A 13,967-nucleotide genomic window follows, 5' to 3' on the forward strand; every position below is an offset into this window, starting at 1 on the left:
GGCACACCCTTCAAGTAGGTCAGCGGTAATTAGCTTAGCGCTAAGCCACTCATCGTCAAGCTACTCATTGCAAAGCCACTTAGCATCAAGCCACTTTCTTGCGGTCGACCTTCCGGCCGCCGATACTCGGCTCATGAGCGAACGCCCACAGCGCAAGGACCCCGTCGACGCGATCATCGACCAGTGGGCGACCGTGCGCCCCGACCTCGACACCAAGGCGATGGAGGTCTTCGGGCGGATCTTCCGCCTCTCCCGCACGATGGGCGACCGGATGGAGAAGGCGTACGCGCCCCACGGCATCTCACGCGGCGAGTTCGACGTCCTGGGGACCCTGCGCCGCTCCGGCGACCCCTACACGCTCTCGCCCCGCCAGCTCTCGGCGACGCTGATGCTCACCACCGGAGGCATGACCGGCCGCCTCGACAAGCTGGAACGGGCCGGCCTGCTGCGCCGCTCCCCCGATCCGCACGACCGCCGCGGTCTGCACGTCACCCTCACCGAGAAGGGGTTGGCCCTCATCGACGAGGCGGTCGGCGCGGGCCTCGCCGCCCAGACGGAGGCCCTGTCGGCCCTCGACGACGCACAGGCCGACCAGCTGGCCGACCTGTTGCGGGAGTTGCTCGCGGGGACGTCCGAGCAGCGGTAGGCGGGCTCCACTCACCCCAGGTGAGCGGCGAGCGCCGCCTCGACCGCCGCCGTGTCCGTCGCCGCGCCCGTCGCCCACGCCACGTATCCGTCGGGCCGCACCAGCACGGTCGTACGACGGTCGCCCGCCCAGCGCTCGACGGTGAGCCGGTCCTTACGGGCGCCCTGGCCGTCGTACGCCTCCGCCCCGCCCGTCACCGCCTCGCCCGCCTTCGGCGCGATCAGCACGAACCGTCCGCCGCGCAGGGCCTCGTAGAGGCGGCCGCCGCCGGCAAGTGCGACGTCGGGGGCGCGGGTGCCGGTGAGGCGGTGGGCGCCGCGAGGAGCGGGGTACCGGTAGCCGATGCCGGAGATCTGGGCCAGGGCCTTCGTCCGGGCGGGCCGGGCCATGCCGACGAAGGCGGAGACGAGGGCGCGTACGGCACGCAGGCCCGGGCTCTGCGCCCGCGCCAGCCGGACCAGCCCGCCACTGCTGCGCAGCACGGCCTTGCCGACGGGGTGACGCTCGGCCTGGTAGGTGTCCAGCAGACCCTCGGGCGCCCGGCCCCGCACGGCCGCGGCCAGCTTCCAGCCGAGGTTGGCCGCGTCCTGGAGGCCGGTGTTCATGCCCTGGCCGCCGGCCGGCGAGTGCACGTGCGCGGCGTCGCCGGCGAGGAAGACCCGCCCGACCCGGTATTCGGGCGCCTGCCGTTCGTCGCTGTGGAAGCGGGAGAGCCAGCGGGCGTCGTGCATGCCGTAGTCGGTGCCCAGGGCGCGACGGGTGACGTCCTTGACCTCGTCGAGGTCGAGCGGGACGTCGTCGGGGACCTCGTGGCGGCGGCTCCAGCCCATGACGCGGTACCAGCCGTCGCCGAACGCCGCGATCATCGCGAAGGCATCGCCCGCGCCGTTGACCGTGAGCACACCCTCCGGCCGCTCGGCGAGCCGGACGTCCGCCAGGAACAGGGACTTGATGACGGAGACGCCGGGGAAGGGCAGACCGACGGCCTGGCGTACGGCACTGCGGTGACCGTCCGCGCCGACGACGTAGGCCGCGCGACGCGTGACGACCGTCCCGTCCGGGCCGCGCACATCGAGATCGACCCCGCTGTCGTCCTGCCGCAGCCCGACGACCTCGTTCTCGAAGAGGAACTCGACGCCGAGCTCGCGCGCCCGCCGCTCCAGCAGCCGCTCGACCTCGTACTGCGGGGTGATGAGCAGGAACGGGAAGCGGGACGGCAGCGTGCCCAGGTCGAGCGAGAGGCGACGGAAGAGACGTAGCTCGGTGATGGTGCTGCCGGTGGCGAGCAGCGGGTCGGCGAGGCCGCGGGCGTCGAGCTGCTCCAGGGTGCGGGCGTGCACACCGAAGGCACGGGAGAGGTTGCTGATCTTGTGGGGGCGCTTCTCGACGAGGACGACGGAGACGCCGGCGGCGGCGAGGTCGCCGGCGAGGAGCAGGCCGGTGGGGCCGGCGCCGACGACGATCACGGAGTGGGGGATGCCCGCCGGGCTGGTACGGGTGCCGTTCGTGCCGTTCATGATGCCCTCCTGATTGCCAACGCTTGTTGGTCAACGCTTGTTGGCAACGCTAAGGCCGCGACCCTTGGGCGTCAACACTTGTTGGCCTACGATTGTTGGCATGACGCACAGCAAGCCCCCGACCCCACCCCGCCGCTCCGACGCCACGCGCAAGGCGATCCTCGACGCCGCCCGCGAGCGCTTCGCGACCGACGGGTACGACCGCGCCACCATCCGCGCCATCGCCAAGGACGCGTCCATCGATCCGTCGATGGTGATGCGCTACTACGGCAACAAGGAGGGCCTGTTCGCGGCGGCCGTCGCCATCGACCTGCGGCTGCCGGACCCGGCCTCGTTGACGCGGGACGACGTCGGCCGGGTGCTCGTGACGCACTTCCTGGGCATGTGGGAGAAGAACGAGGTGCTCACGGCCCTGCTCAGGGTCGGCGCGACCAACCAGGCCGGGGCCGAGCGCATGCGGGGCATCTTCGGCGACCAACTGCTGCCGGTCGCGCGCAGGGTGTGCCCCGACCCCGAGCAGGCCCCGGCGCGGGCGGCGCTGGTGTCGGCGCAGTTGCTGGGGCTGGCGCTCACGCGCTACGTCCTGCGGTTTCCGCCCGCCGTGGAACTGGCCCCCGAGGAGGTCGTGGCCTGGCTGGCGCCCACGGTGCAGCGGTATCTGACGGCGCCGCACCCGGCGTGAGGGTCCCGGACGCGGGAGTCCCGGACCGGTGGCCGTCGTCTGCCGCAGAACGCACCGAGGGCGCCGGCCTCGTCGTCACGTACGGCGGATAGCGCGTGTGACGACAAGGGCCGACGCCCTCGGGAAGAGCTGTGAGCGGACGCAGCCGCTCTGATCAGGCCTTCGTCAGACCTGTGCCAGGCCTTGGACCTGTGTCAGGCCTTCGCCTTGGCCTTTGCCTTCGGCTGGCGGTCGGTGGAGCGGTCCAGGACCATCACCAGGCCCGCGATGACCGCGAACAGCACGAGCGGGGCCAAGACGAACTGGCCCAGCGTATCCATGACGCTCAGGCCCTGGCCGGGGTCGTCGCCGTCGTCACGCGTGAGCGCGAGCGCGGGGGACGACATGAGCAGCATCATCAGCGTCGTACCGGCAGCCAGGGCGCCGGCGCGCAGGGCGTTCTTCTTGTCCACGGTCCCAAAAGTACAGAACCCCACGACGGGCCGCGCGCCCGGGGTGCCCTAGGTAACGCCCGGGGTGCCCTACGTATCGCCCCGGGTGCCCTGGGAATGCCGGCCCGCGTCCCCCCGCACCGCCTCCACCAGCGCCCACACCCTCGCGGACGCCGCCAACTCCTCCAGCGTCACCGCCCTCCCCTCCGCGTCGGCGATCGGCAGCCGCCAGTTCGGGTACTGGTCCCACGTCCCGGGCAGATTCTGCGGCCGCCGGTCGCCCACACCGTCCGGGAGCCAGATGCCGACCATGCGGGCCGGTGTGCGCAGCAGGAAGCGGTGGACGGCCTGGATCTCGGCCTCCTCGCCCGAGACGCACTGCCCGCCGTGGGTGCCCCGCAGCAGCTCCAGCCGGGACAGCAGCTCCAGCCACTCGCCCGTGTCCGCCGACGCCTGAGCCCGCTCCTGTTCCAGGGGGCGGGTCAACAGGCCGAGGCTGTCGCGGAGTTCGACGTGTTCGCCGGTGAGGCGGGCCGCGGTGGGCGGCAGGTCGTGGGTGGTGGCGGTGGCGAGGCAGTCGGCGCGCCAGGACTCGGGCGGCAGGGGACGGCCGTCCCCGTCCCAGTCCCGCTCGAACCACAGCACCGAGGTGCCGAGCACGCCCCGCGAGCGCAGCGTCTCCCGCACCCCCGGCTCGACCGTGCCGAGATCCTCCCCGATCACCAGCGCCCCGGCCCGGGAGGCCTCCAACACCAGGATGGCGAGCATGGCCTCGGCGTCGTAGCGGACGTACGTCCCCTCGGTCGGCGCATGCCCCTGCGGCACCCACCACAGCCGGAACAGCCCCATGACGTGGTCGATGCGCAGGGCGCCCGCGGAGCGGAAGAGCGCCCGCAGCAGTCGGCGATACGGCTCGTACCCCGACTCGGCCAGCCGGTCCGGCCGCCAGGGCGGCAGCCCCCAGTCCTGGCCTCGCGCGTTGAAGGCGTCCGGCGGTGCGCCCACCGACATGCCGGCCGCGAAGTACTCCTGCTGCGCCCAGGCGTCGGCGCCGTCGGGATGCACGCCGACCGCGAGGTCGTGCACGATCCCGACCGGCATCCCGGCCTCCCGGGCGGCCCGCTGGGCGGCGGTCAGCTGGGTGTCGGTGAGCCAGGCGAGACGGCAGTGGAAGTCGATCCGGTCCATCAACTCGCCCCGCGCGCGGGCGGTTTCGGGCGACCGGGGATCCCGTAGCCCCGCCGGCCAGCGCCGCCAGTTGGAGCCGTGCGCCTCGGCGAGCGCGCACCAGGTGGCGTGGTCCTCCAGCGCCTGCCCCTCGCGCGCGAGGAAGTCGACGTACGCGGCCCGTCGCCCCGGCCCGAGCGGCACCTCGCGCACCAGCTCCAGCGCCTCCCGCTTGGCCTCCCACACCGCGTCCCGGTCGATCAACTCCCCCTTCTCCAGCACCGCTTCCCGCAGCCGCCCGGCCCGCTCCAGCAGCCCTTGCACGCGCTCGCGGTCCTCGACGTACGCGAACTCGGGCACGTCCTCGACCCGCAGGTGCACGGGGTCGGGGAAGCGGCGGGAGGACGGGCGGTAGGGCGAGGGGTCGGTCGGGGCGCCGGGTACGGCCGCGTGCAGCGGGTTGACCTGCACGAATCCGGCGCCGAGCGCCCGGCCGGCCCAGGCGGCGAGTTCGGCGAGGTCACCGAGGTCGCCCATGCCCCAGGAGCGGCGGGAGAGGAGGGAGTAGAGCTGGACGAGGAAGCCGTACGAGCGTCCGGCGGGCGTGGGCAGCCGGGGCGGGGCGACGACCAGGTGGCCGGTCGCCGTACGGCCGTCCGGTGCGGTCACCGTCAAACGGTGGACGCCGAGCGGGAGTTGGCCGACGGTGGCCCGGCTCTCGCCCTGCTCGGTCTCGATGTGCAGCCGGGTGCCGGACGGCAGCGCGGCCAGCGCTTCGGGCTCCGCGTCGCCGCTCCAGCACACCACCGTCGGCGGCAGCAGCCGCTCCCGCAGCTCCCGCTCGCGGGCGGCGAGCGCGGCACCGACGGCGGCGGGCGTGCTCGTGTCGACGCCGAGGGCGGCCAGGGCGAGGGTGAGCGCGGTGGCGGAGGCCGTGACCGTGCGGTCGGGGGACGGCCGGTAGGAGGGGGCGACGCCGCACAGCTCGGCGAGCCGGGACAGATCGTCGGAGGGGAGTTCCTGGTCCGGGGCGCCGGCCGGCCGCTGTGCTGTCATCTACGGCCTCGGGGGGTACATGTCCATATCCATACCGGTGTCCATACCCACGTCCATGCCCATGTCCCAGGCAGCCGCCTCACTGGTAAGCGGCGCGGCGTCGGCGAGCGGCGGCTCACTGGTCAGGGGCTCGGCGTCGGGCAGGGGCGGTTCGCTGGTGAGGGGGGTCTCGGAGCAGGCGCCCTCGGCGCTGAAGACACAGTCGTGCATCTCGGGCTCGATGGGCGCCTCGGGTTTGGACAGGGCGGAGAGCAGAACATGTGCGGCCACTGTGACCTCCTTGTGTCTAGTACGACGTCCGGTACCGCAGCCCTACCCAGCAGACGTCACGGCAGACGTACAGGAACGAACAACGTGCCTCTCGTCACATTCTCCGCTGTTCCGCGAGCGTGAACCGGCCGCCCCGGAGTCGTCGATAGAGGGGGTGTGAGACTGTTCCGCCCCATGGGGGGCCACCGGGAGACGGACGAGGAGCACTCGGACGCGGCGCTGCTGCGCGCCGTCGCGGGCGGGGACTCGGCCGCGCTGGCCACGCTCTACGACCGGCACGCGGGATGGCTGCACGCACGGCTGCGTCGGCGCTGCGCCGACCCCGAGGTGGTGCGCGAGGTGCTGCAGGACACGTTCGTGACGGTGTGGCGCTCGGCCGACGCGCACCATGGTGAAGAGGCCGGCGGCTGGCTGTGGACCATCGCCGCGCGGCGCCTGGTCGACGCACGGCGCGCGCACGAGCGGGCCACGCGGCTTCAGGCTCCGCCGGTGGACGAGGCGCTAACCGGGCACCCGCCGGCGACGGCCGTGCCGTCCACCGAGGAGCGGGTGCTGGCGGGGCTGGAGTACGGCGATGTGGGCACCGCCCTCGACCGGATCTCGCCCGAGCTGCGCGACGTGCTGCGCGCGACGGTCGTCGACGGACTGTCCACCCGCGAGACCGCCCGCCTGCTCGGCATACCCGAGGGCACGGTCAAGTCCCGCGCGATGCGCGCCCGCGCCGAACTGCGCGCCGCACTCGCCCAGTTGCACCCCTCACCGTTGGAAGGCCCGGCATGACCGACTGGCACGCGTCCGACACCCTCGTCACCCACTACGCGAACGACTCGCTGACGGACCCGGACGCCTGGTCCCTGGAGAAACACCTGGAGTCCTGCGCGCACTGCGCGGCCCGGGTGTCACGGGCGGTGCGGGAGACGTCGGCGGGGGTGGTGCTGGCGGAGGTACGGGAGTCGGTACTGGGGGCGGTGCTCGGGGCGGGCGAGAGGGCGGCGGCGGAGGGCACGTCGGACGCGCGGGGTGCCCGGACAGCCCGGTACCGGTACCTCACCACTCCCCCCACCGGTTCCCGCGCGGCCCGTGTGCTGTGGGCCGCCGGTCCCGCCGTCCGTGGTGCCTGGTCGGCTGCCGTGCTGGGGGTGGCGCTCGCTGCGGTCCTGCTGGCCCGGTTCGCCGACTTCGCGGGGGCGCGGCCCCTGTTGCTGGCCTTCGCTCCGGTGGTGCCGGTCGCCGGGGTCGCCCTGTCCTACGGGGCGCACGCCGATCCGCTGCACGAGATCGCGGCTGCCACCCCCTCGGCGGGGCTCCGGCTGGTGCTGACGCGGACGACCGCCGTGCTGGCGGTGAGCCTGCCGCTGCTGACCCTGGCCGGGTTGCTGCTGCCGTCGTCGGGCGCCCCCGGCGCGGCCGCCTGGCTGCTGCCCGGGCTCGCGCTGACGCTGGTCGCGCTGGCCCTGGCCGGCTACGTCGGCTTCCGTGCCGCCACGGCCCTGACCGGCGGCGGCTGGCTGTGCGCCGTACTGGCCCCGGTGCTCACCGCGGACGGCCGACTGACCGCACGCCTGGCCGAGCAGACCTCGGTGTACCTCAACGGCGCACAGGCCCAGGGCGGCTGGGCGGCGGCGGCAGTCCTGTGCGCCGCGCTGCTGGCGGCCCGCCGTTCCGCCTACGACCACCTGGACCGGCGTTGACCCCGCCCGAGCGGCCCGGGCCCGGCCCCGGTCCGACCCGAGGCCGGATCCACCGACCACAGCCGCGCCCACGCCCGACCCACCTGGAGCCCCCTTGCCCACCATCCGCGTGACCGACCTCCACGTCCGCCACCGCAGGACCGTCGCCCTCGACTCCCTCGACGTCGACTTCGGCCCCGGCGTCCACGGACTGCTCGGTCCGAACGGGGCCGGCAAGACCTCGCTGATCCGGGTCCTCGCGACGGTCGCCGAACCGACCGGCGGCCGGGTGGAGATCCTCGGCGAGGACACCGGGGAGCAGCGGCGCCGCAGCGCGGTGCGACGTCAACTCGGCTATCTGCCCCAGGAGTTCGGCTACTACCCGGGCTTCACCGTGCGGGAGTTCGTCGCGTACGTGGCGTGGCTGAAGGACATGCCCGCCGCCGACACCCCGGCCGCCGTCGAACGGGCCGTCACCCGGGTCGGCCTCGCCGACCGGATCGACGCGAAGGTCAAGACGCTGTCCGGCGGCATGGTCCGCCGGGTCGGCATCGCCCAGGCCATCGTCAACGACCCCCAGGTGCTGCTCCTCGACGAGCCGACCGCCGGACTCGACCCCGAACAGCGCATGGAGTTCCGCGAACTGCTGCGCGAACTGGGCGCCTCGGCCACGGTCATCGTCTCCACCCACCTCGTGGAGGACGTGGCGGCGGCCTGCACGGAGGTCACCCTCGTCGACGCGGGCCGAGTCGCCTACCGCGGCACACCCGAGTCCCTCGCGGCTCTCGGTGACACGGCGGCAGGCGCCATCGGCGACAACCCGATCGAGCGCGGTTATACGGCCGCTCTGCGCGCCCACCGCGACCACGAGTCCCCCACCCGCACGGCCCGCACCCTCGGAGGGACGACCCGATGACCCTCGTAACAGCGCAGGGGCAGGAGCAGGGGCCGGGACAGGAGCCGGGGCCGCAGGCACACCACAACGCACCGAGCGCCCCTCCCCCGCGCACACCCCGCCACCCCCTCCAGGCCGAGTTCCGCCGCGGCTTCGCCCCCTGGACCGGCGCCGCCCTGTTCCTCACCCTCGCCGCCACGCTGGCCACCACGTCCACGGAGTGGCAGGGCGGGTGGGCCGAGACCCGCGAGCAACTGCACACGGTGGCCCTGTTGCTCGGCGTCCCGCTGGCGCTGGCCGCCGGCTGCCGGCAGGGCGGCCGGGAGCGCAGACGCCGTACCGAGCAGCTGCTGGCGACCGCCGTGCGGGGCCCGCTCGCCCGGTTCCTGGCCTCGGCTCTGCCGGTCGCGTGCTGGATGGTCGCCGGGTACGCGGTGGCCGCCGCCCTGGCCCTGCTCGCCACCGCGCTCCGTGCCACCGGCGATCGTCCGGACCTCGTCGCGCCGCTCACGGACGCGGTCGCCCTGGCGTCCGCCGCCCTGGTGGGCCACGTCGTGGGCCGGCTCCTGCCCTGGATGGTGACGGCGCCGCTGCTCGCGGTGGCCGGGTACGCCGTCCTCGGCATCGTGACGTATGACAGCACGGGCCCGCTCCGGCAGCTGACCCCCATGGGCTCCGCGTCGGACATCGACGTACCGGTGTGGTGGCAACCGCCCGTGGTGGCGGTGTGGACGGGCGGTCTCGCGGCGGCGGCGGTCCTCGCGTACGCGGCCCGCCGCCGGTTCACGGCCCTGTTGCCGCTGGTCGCCGCGACGGCGGCGGGCACCCTGCTGGTGCAGACCGGCGACGGCCTGTGGCACACCAACCCACTCGCCCGGCAGCAGGTGTGCGACACCTCCACCGCTCCGCAGATCTGCGTCAACGCCCGCTACAAAGACCTCCTGCCGCAGGTCACGGATGCCTTGTCCGGCCTGACCGACCGACTGCACGGCGTACGGAACCTGCCGGTCCGCTTCACCGATCTACCGGGTGAGCCCGGCCCGGACGAGGTCCACCTGCCGATCACCACGCCGATCGGCTGGACGGTCGTACGGGGAAAACTCGCTGATCCGCGGCGGTTCGCATGGGAGGCCGGCATGGCGCTGTACGGCCGCAACGAGTGCGACAAGGCCGTGGACCCGCGTGTGGCCAGGGCCGACGACGCCGTGGAGCACTACCTGGCGCCGAGTCCGTCGGCCCCGGACTTCGACCGGCTGAACGCCAAGGGGAGCAAGGCCGACCGTGCGGACCTGCGCGAACGGCTCGACGCCCGCGCCCGCCTTAAGGCGATGGGCGGTGAGGAGCGCCGCGCCTGGCTGTCCGCGTACTTCGCGACCGCGCGCGCCTGCGACCCGAGCGAGGTGCCGGCCCTGTGACGACGTCCGGCCCGTTCCTCTACGCCCGCTCGCGCACCCTCCCGCGCACGGTCGCCGCGCTCGCCGCGACCGCCGCCCTCGCGGTCTGGGCCGCGCACGGCCTGGACGCCTATCTGGACCCGGACCGCAGGGTGCCGGTGATCGCGCTGGCCCCGCTGTTCGCGGCGGCGGTGATCGGTACGAGCCTGTACTCGGCCTCCGACGAACTGGACCGCACGGCCGTCCGCCCCTGGTGGCGGCGCCGTCTGCTCCACCTGGTGGCCCTCACCGCGCTGGCCGCGGCCCTGCTGCCGTGGGCCGTCCTAGGGCACCCGTCCTTCTTCGGTCCGCCGGCCATGATCCGCAACACCCTCGGCTGCATCGGCCTCACCGCGGCCGCGGCCGCCCTGCTCGGCGCCCGGCTGAGCTGGCTGCCGGTCTTCGGATATGTCAGCGCGGTGTATCTGGGCGCCTCCGCCCTGCACGGGGCCGCGGTGCCGCTGTGGGCTTGGCTGGTGCAGCCGGCCGGGGAGCGGGGCGCATGGGTGGTGGCGCTCGTCGCCTTCGGCGTGGGCGCAGTGATGTATGTCCTGCGGGGCGCGCGGGCGGAGGGGGCGCGGGACTGAGAGATCCCACATCGCCCGACTGGGAAATCCCACGCCGCCCGACTGCGAGATTCCGTGTCGGGGGCCCCGCGGGCTGACCGCGGAGCCCCGGAGGCACCGGGTATGCGAAAGCCCGGGTCGTCAGGCGGAAATGCCGTCGATCCGGGCCATGGCGTCCTCCGCGCCGAACGGTTGCAAGTACGGCAACCAGCGCGGGTCCCTATGCCCGGTGCCGATGATGCGCCAGGCGAGACCGGTGGGTGGAGCGGGTTTGTGGCGCAGCCGCCAGCCGATCTCGAAGAGATGTCGGTCGGCCTTCACGTGGTTGCAGCGGCGGCAGGACGCCACCACGTTGTCCCAGACGTGCTTGCCCCCGCGGCTGCGCGGAATGACATGGTCGACGCTGGTTGCGACGCCACCGCAGTACATGCACCGGCCCCCGTCGCGCGCGAAGAGTGCCCTGCGGGTCAGAGGAACGGGCCCCCGATAGGGAACCCGGACGAATCGCTTGAGCCGGACCACGCTGGGTGCGGGGACTGTGACGGTTGCGCTGTGCATAAAGGCGCCGGATTCCTCCAGGGAGACAGCCTTGTTCTCCAGGACGAGGACGAGCGCGCGGCGGAGCGGTACGACGCCGAGTGGCTCGTACGACGCGTTGAGGACCAGGACATGCGGCACGGATGCCTCCTTGGGCGTCGGCGGCGCGTGGCTCGCGCCGGGACGATCTGTAGTCAGTCTCCCCTCTTGCCTGGTGAAAGCGCCACCATGTCCCGGTAACGGGCTGGGAGTGTTTTCGACCACATCTGATATTCATCCCCCGGGCGACGAACGCTTCATCCCACCAGTTCATCCCCGGGTGGGCACGTTTCCTCCCTCGAACATGGCGGCGATCCACACACGATGCCCCGTTAGTGTGGTGACCCTGCCCCACTGGTGACCTTTTCGTGACCTTGACCACCTGACCATCTGCCGGTGGGGCGGGCCGCACTGGAGGTACCCGCCGTGACCTTGCCCGCCCTTCTCCTGGCCGCCGGTTCGACGCCGTCGCCGTCTCCCTCTGAGAGCGAGACGCCGTCCGTTCCCACGGTCCAGGACGCCCAGGAGAGCGCGACCCAGGCCGCCGGCTGGGTCGAGCAGAACTGGTCGACCTGGCTCGCGATAGGTCTCAGGGTCCTGCTGATCCTGGTCATCGCGGCGGTGCTGAGAGTGCTGATCCGGCGCGCGATCACCAAGTTCATCGACCGGATGAACCGCACCGTGCAGGCGGTGGACGGCACGGCCATCGGCGGCCTCCTGGTCAACGTGGAGCGCCGTCGTCAGCGCTCCCAGGCGATCGGCTCGGTCCTGCGCTCGGTGGCCAGCTTCCTGATCATGGGCACGGCCGCCCTGATGGTCCTGTCCGCCTTCGACATCAATCTGGCCCCGCTGCTCGCCTCCGCGGGTGTGGCGGGCGTCGCGATCGGCTTCGGCGCCCGCAACCTGGTCACCGACTTCCTCTCCGGCGTCTTCATGATCCTGGAGGACCAGTACGGCGTCGGCGACAGCATCGACGCGGGCGTCGCCTCCGGCGAGGTCATCGAGGTCGGCCTGCGCGTGACCAAGCTGCGCGGCGACAACGGCGAGATCTGGTACGTCCGCAACGGCGAGATCAAGCGCATCGGCAACCTCTCGCAGGGCTGGTCCACGGCGGGCGTGGACGTCACGGTCCGCCCCTCCGAGAACCTCGACCGCGTGAAGGCCGTACTGAACGAGGTCGGCGAGGCGATGAGCAAGGAGGAGCCCTGGAACGAGCTCCTCTGGGGCCCGATCGAGGTCCTCGGCCTGGACAGCGTGCTGCTGGACTCGATGGTCGTCCGCGTCTCGGCGAAGACCATGCCCGGCAAGGCCCTCACGATCGAACGCGAACTGCGCTGGCGCATCAAGCGCGCCTTCGACGCCGCCGACATCCCGATCGTCGGCCGCGCCCCCCTCACGCTGGAGGAGGAGGCCGCGACCGACCCGACGGCGGGCATGGCGGCCCCGTCGGCGTACTCCAACACGTCCTCGCCGCAGGCACAGGCGGCTACGCCACTGGCGCCGCCGAGCGTGACGAAGTAGCCCCGCGGGGCGGGCCGGGTCAGGCGTACGACGCAGGGGGCGCGCGAGTCTGCGCGCCCCCTGCGCCGTGTGTGCGGGCAGAGGGCGGCGGGCAGAGGGCGGCGGGCAGTGCGTGTCGCGTGCCTCAGTCGACCCACCCGCGCCACCGCGGCCACGGCGGCTCACACCGCCCCTCGGCGATGGCCTCCTCGTAGGCCCGCCGGGCGATCTCGTCCAGCTCGTCCGCGGTCGGCGGCGGGCTCCCCACGCCGGACATACGGGAGTAGGCCACCAGGCACTCGCCGTGCGGCACGGGCCGCGTCGCCCAGAACACGAAGGACACGCCCGCGAGGATCACGGCAAGTGAGGCGAGGGCGAGCAGCGAACGGCGACGGTCACGCGGCATCCGCGCAGACTAGCGGCGACCGATCAGGGCCGTGCCGCGAACGATCAAGGCTCTACCGCGACCGATCAGGACTGCGCCACGACCCATCAGGGACGCGCCACGATCTATCTCGACCGTGCCACGACTGGTCATAGTCGGCCGCAAACCGGTCACCGCGCCCAGGCCGGCGTCCAGATCTCCATCTCCCGGTACTCGGTCCGAGTCGCGGCGAGGTGGGCGCGCAGTGCCGCGAGTGTGGGGTGCGGGTTGTCGGCGCGCCAGAGCAGGGAGTGCGGATAGACCGGGGTCGGGTCACGCAGGGGGATGCGGCGCAGGTCCTGGTCGGCGGGCCAGACCAGGCGGGTGTCCGCGCCGACGAAGGTCGCCAGTACGGCGGAGTCGGCGATCGTGTCGAGGAGCGGCTCGGTGCCGAAGTCGGGCCCGGTCGCCTCGATGGTGAGCCCGAACTCGGCGGCGAGGGCTGCGTAGTAGGCGGCCCATTCGGTGCCCTCGACGATGCCGGGCATCCAGATGCGATGCCCGGCGAGCCGGTCGGGTGTCACGGTGCGGGCGGCGGCGAGGGCGTGCCCCGGTCCGGTCAGGAGCTGCACCGGCTCGTCGTACACGTGGACGGCGTCGATGCCGTCGGGCAGCTGCCGCGCGGGCTCGGGGCGAACGAATCGAAACGACGCGTCGATCGTGCCGGCGCGCAGGGCGGCGACGGCCGCGTCGACGTCGAAGAGGGTCAGGACGTCGAGGTCGGTGCCGGGGTGGGCGCGGTGGAAGTCGCGCAGCAGGACCGCCGGGCCGAGCCGCCGGCCGATCACGTCGACCCGCAGGGCGCGGCTGCCGGGGCGCACGGAGGCGACGGCCCGTTCCTCGGCCTGGAGGAGGGCACGCGCGTGGGGCAGGAACGCCTGTCCGTCGATGGTGAGCCGGGCCCCGCGTGCGGCACGGGTGAACAGACGCACCCCGAGACGCTTCTCCAGCGCCGCGATGCGCTTGGAGACGGCCTGCTGGGTGACCGCCAGGGTCGCGGCGGCGTCCTGGAACCGGCCCTCGTCCGCCACGGCGACGAAGGTGCGCACGGCTTCGAGGTCCACGGCGTCATCGTAGGCGTACAACTTCTGGTTGTGCCGGTGGACGCGATCGGTTGTTTGATCCGGGGAATCG

15 protein-coding genes are annotated in these 13,967 nt (G+C 73.2%); 8 read left to right on the forward strand and 7 right to left on the reverse strand.

The features are described 5' to 3' along the window. The first annotated feature begins 133 nt into the window (after positions 1 to 133). Positions 134 to 646 (forward strand): MarR family winged helix-turn-helix transcriptional regulator, encoded by a 513-nt coding sequence (locus tag ACIA8X_RS05720; protein ID WP_393451548.1) that lies wholly within the window; start codon positions 134 to 136, stop codon positions 644 to 646. Between the two features lie 11 nt (positions 647 to 657). Here the strand turns inward: ACIA8X_RS05720 and ACIA8X_RS05725 are convergent, their stop codons facing one another. Further along, positions 658 to 2,163 carry an FAD-dependent monooxygenase gene (locus ACIA8X_RS05725; protein ID WP_399457838.1) on the reverse strand — a complete coding sequence of 502 codons (1,506 nt, stop codon included), beginning with the start codon at positions 2,161 to 2,163 and terminating at the stop codon, positions 658 to 660. Positions 2,164 to 2,263: 100 nt separating this feature from the next. Here ACIA8X_RS05725 and ACIA8X_RS05730 point away from each other — a divergent pair, with 100 nt between their 5' ends. Further along, a complete protein-coding gene (locus ACIA8X_RS05730; protein ID WP_393451553.1) occupies positions 2,264 to 2,845 on the forward strand; it encodes a TetR family transcriptional regulator in 582 nt (193 codons plus the stop codon). Positions 2,846 to 3,039: 194 nt separating this feature from the next. On the opposite strand, the gene ACIA8X_RS05735 is transcribed toward ACIA8X_RS05730, so the two are convergent. From ACIA8X_RS05735 to ACIA8X_RS05745, 3 genes are all read right to left on the reverse strand, one after another. After that, positions 3,040 to 3,297 carry a hypothetical protein gene (locus ACIA8X_RS05735; protein WP_393451556.1) on the reverse strand — a complete coding sequence of 86 codons (258 nt, stop codon included), beginning with the start codon at positions 3,295 to 3,297 and terminating at the stop codon, positions 3,040 to 3,042. A gap of 69 nt (positions 3,298 to 3,366) precedes the next feature. Further along, positions 3,367 to 5,499 carry a 4-alpha-glucanotransferase gene (malQ, locus tag ACIA8X_RS05740; protein WP_399457839.1) on the reverse strand — a complete coding sequence of 711 codons (2,133 nt, stop codon included), beginning with the start codon at positions 5,497 to 5,499 and terminating at the stop codon, positions 3,367 to 3,369. Then, positions 5,500 to 5,709, reverse strand: coding sequence for a hypothetical protein (locus ACIA8X_RS05745; protein WP_393452086.1), 210 nt, complete (start codon positions 5,707 to 5,709; stop codon positions 5,500 to 5,502). It lies immediately after the preceding gene. Between the two features lie 234 nt (positions 5,710 to 5,943). Here ACIA8X_RS05745 and ACIA8X_RS05750 point away from each other — a divergent pair, with 234 nt between their 5' ends. The 5 genes from ACIA8X_RS05750 to ACIA8X_RS05770 all read left to right on the forward strand — a co-directional run bounded on the left by ACIA8X_RS05750 (position 5,944) and on the right by ACIA8X_RS05770 (position 10,354). Beyond that, positions 5,944 to 6,549: an RNA polymerase sigma factor gene (locus tag ACIA8X_RS05750; protein ID WP_393451562.1), complete on the forward strand. Its 606-nt coding sequence runs from the start codon at positions 5,944 to 5,946 to the stop codon at positions 6,547 to 6,549. Beyond that, entirely contained in the window at positions 6,546 to 7,460 is a 915-nt protein-coding gene (locus tag ACIA8X_RS05755) for a zf-HC2 domain-containing protein (RefSeq protein WP_393451565.1), read from the forward strand. The genes ACIA8X_RS05750 and ACIA8X_RS05755 overlap by 4 nt, the downstream gene beginning before the upstream one ends. A 94-nt stretch (positions 7,461 to 7,554) precedes the next feature. After that, positions 7,555 to 8,355 carry an ABC transporter ATP-binding protein gene (locus tag ACIA8X_RS05760; RefSeq protein WP_393451568.1) on the forward strand — a complete coding sequence of 267 codons (801 nt, stop codon included), beginning with the start codon at positions 7,555 to 7,557 and terminating at the stop codon, positions 8,353 to 8,355. Continuing rightward, positions 8,352 to 9,749 carry a hypothetical protein gene (locus tag ACIA8X_RS05765; RefSeq protein WP_393451571.1) on the forward strand — a complete coding sequence of 466 codons (1,398 nt, stop codon included), beginning with the start codon at positions 8,352 to 8,354 and terminating at the stop codon, positions 9,747 to 9,749. The genes ACIA8X_RS05760 and ACIA8X_RS05765 overlap by 4 nt, the downstream gene beginning before the upstream one ends. After that, positions 9,746 to 10,354: a hypothetical protein gene (locus tag ACIA8X_RS05770; protein ID WP_393451574.1), complete on the forward strand. Its 609-nt coding sequence runs from the start codon at positions 9,746 to 9,748 to the stop codon at positions 10,352 to 10,354. The genes ACIA8X_RS05765 and ACIA8X_RS05770 overlap by 4 nt, the downstream gene beginning before the upstream one ends. A gap of 120 nt (positions 10,355 to 10,474) precedes the next feature. Here the strand turns inward: ACIA8X_RS05770 and ACIA8X_RS05775 are convergent, their stop codons facing one another. Further along, positions 10,475 to 11,011, reverse strand: a complete 537-nt coding sequence (locus ACIA8X_RS05775; protein WP_093908392.1) for an HNH endonuclease — start codon at positions 11,009 to 11,011, stop codon at positions 10,475 to 10,477. Positions 11,012 to 11,335: 324 nt separating this feature from the next. Here ACIA8X_RS05775 and ACIA8X_RS05780 point away from each other — a divergent pair, with 324 nt between their 5' ends. Next, entirely contained in the window at positions 11,336 to 12,430 is a 1,095-nt protein-coding gene (locus ACIA8X_RS05780) for a mechanosensitive ion channel family protein (protein WP_393451577.1), read from the forward strand. A 124-nt stretch (positions 12,431 to 12,554) separates the two neighbouring features. Here ACIA8X_RS05780 and ACIA8X_RS05785 read toward each other — a convergent pair whose 3' ends face one another. Together ACIA8X_RS05785 and ACIA8X_RS05790 are read right to left on the reverse strand one after the other, a co-directional pair. Next, positions 12,555 to 12,815, reverse strand: coding sequence for a hypothetical protein (locus tag ACIA8X_RS05785; protein ID WP_393451579.1), 261 nt, complete (start codon positions 12,813 to 12,815; stop codon positions 12,555 to 12,557). 149 nt (positions 12,816 to 12,964) lie between these two features. Then, positions 12,965 to 13,897: a LysR family transcriptional regulator gene (locus tag ACIA8X_RS05790; RefSeq protein WP_393451582.1), complete on the reverse strand. Its 933-nt coding sequence runs from the start codon at positions 13,895 to 13,897 to the stop codon at positions 12,965 to 12,967. Positions 13,898 to 13,967 lie beyond the last annotated feature (70 nt).

It is taken from the genome of Streptomyces sp. NPDC051738 (assembly GCF_044453205.1).
GTDB lineage: Bacteria > Actinomycetota > Actinomycetes > Streptomycetales > Streptomycetaceae > Streptomyces.

Bases quoted from the DNA above. Each gene is read 5' to 3' on its own strand.
- ACIA8X_RS05725 (WP_399457838.1), bottom strand. From the start codon at position 2,163: ATGAACGGCACGAACGGCACCCGTACCAGCCCGGCGGGCATCCCCCAC.
- malQ (WP_399457839.1), bottom strand. From the start codon at position 5,499: ATGACAGCACAGCGGCCGGCCGGCGCCCCGGACCAGGAACTCCCCTCC.
- ACIA8X_RS05745 (WP_393452086.1), bottom strand. From the start codon at position 5,709: ATGCACGACTGTGTCTTCAGCGCCGAGGGCGCCTGCTCCGAGACCCCC.
- ACIA8X_RS05785 (WP_393451579.1), bottom strand. From the start codon at position 12,815: ATGCCGCGTGACCGTCGCCGTTCGCTGCTCGCCCTCGCCTCACTTGCC.
- ACIA8X_RS05750 (WP_393451562.1), top strand. From the start codon at position 5,944: ATGGGGGGCCACCGGGAGACGGACGAGGAGCACTCGGACGCGGCGCTG.
- ACIA8X_RS05755 (WP_393451565.1), top strand. From the start codon at position 6,546: ATGACCGACTGGCACGCGTCCGACACCCTCGTCACCCACTACGCGAAC.
- ACIA8X_RS05730 (WP_393451553.1), top strand. From the start codon at position 2,264: ATGACGCACAGCAAGCCCCCGACCCCACCCCGCCGCTCCGACGCCACG.
- ACIA8X_RS05765 (WP_393451571.1), top strand. From the start codon at position 8,352: ATGACCCTCGTAACAGCGCAGGGGCAGGAGCAGGGGCCGGGACAGGAG.
- ACIA8X_RS05720 (WP_393451548.1), top strand. From the start codon at position 134: ATGAGCGAACGCCCACAGCGCAAGGACCCCGTCGACGCGATCATCGAC.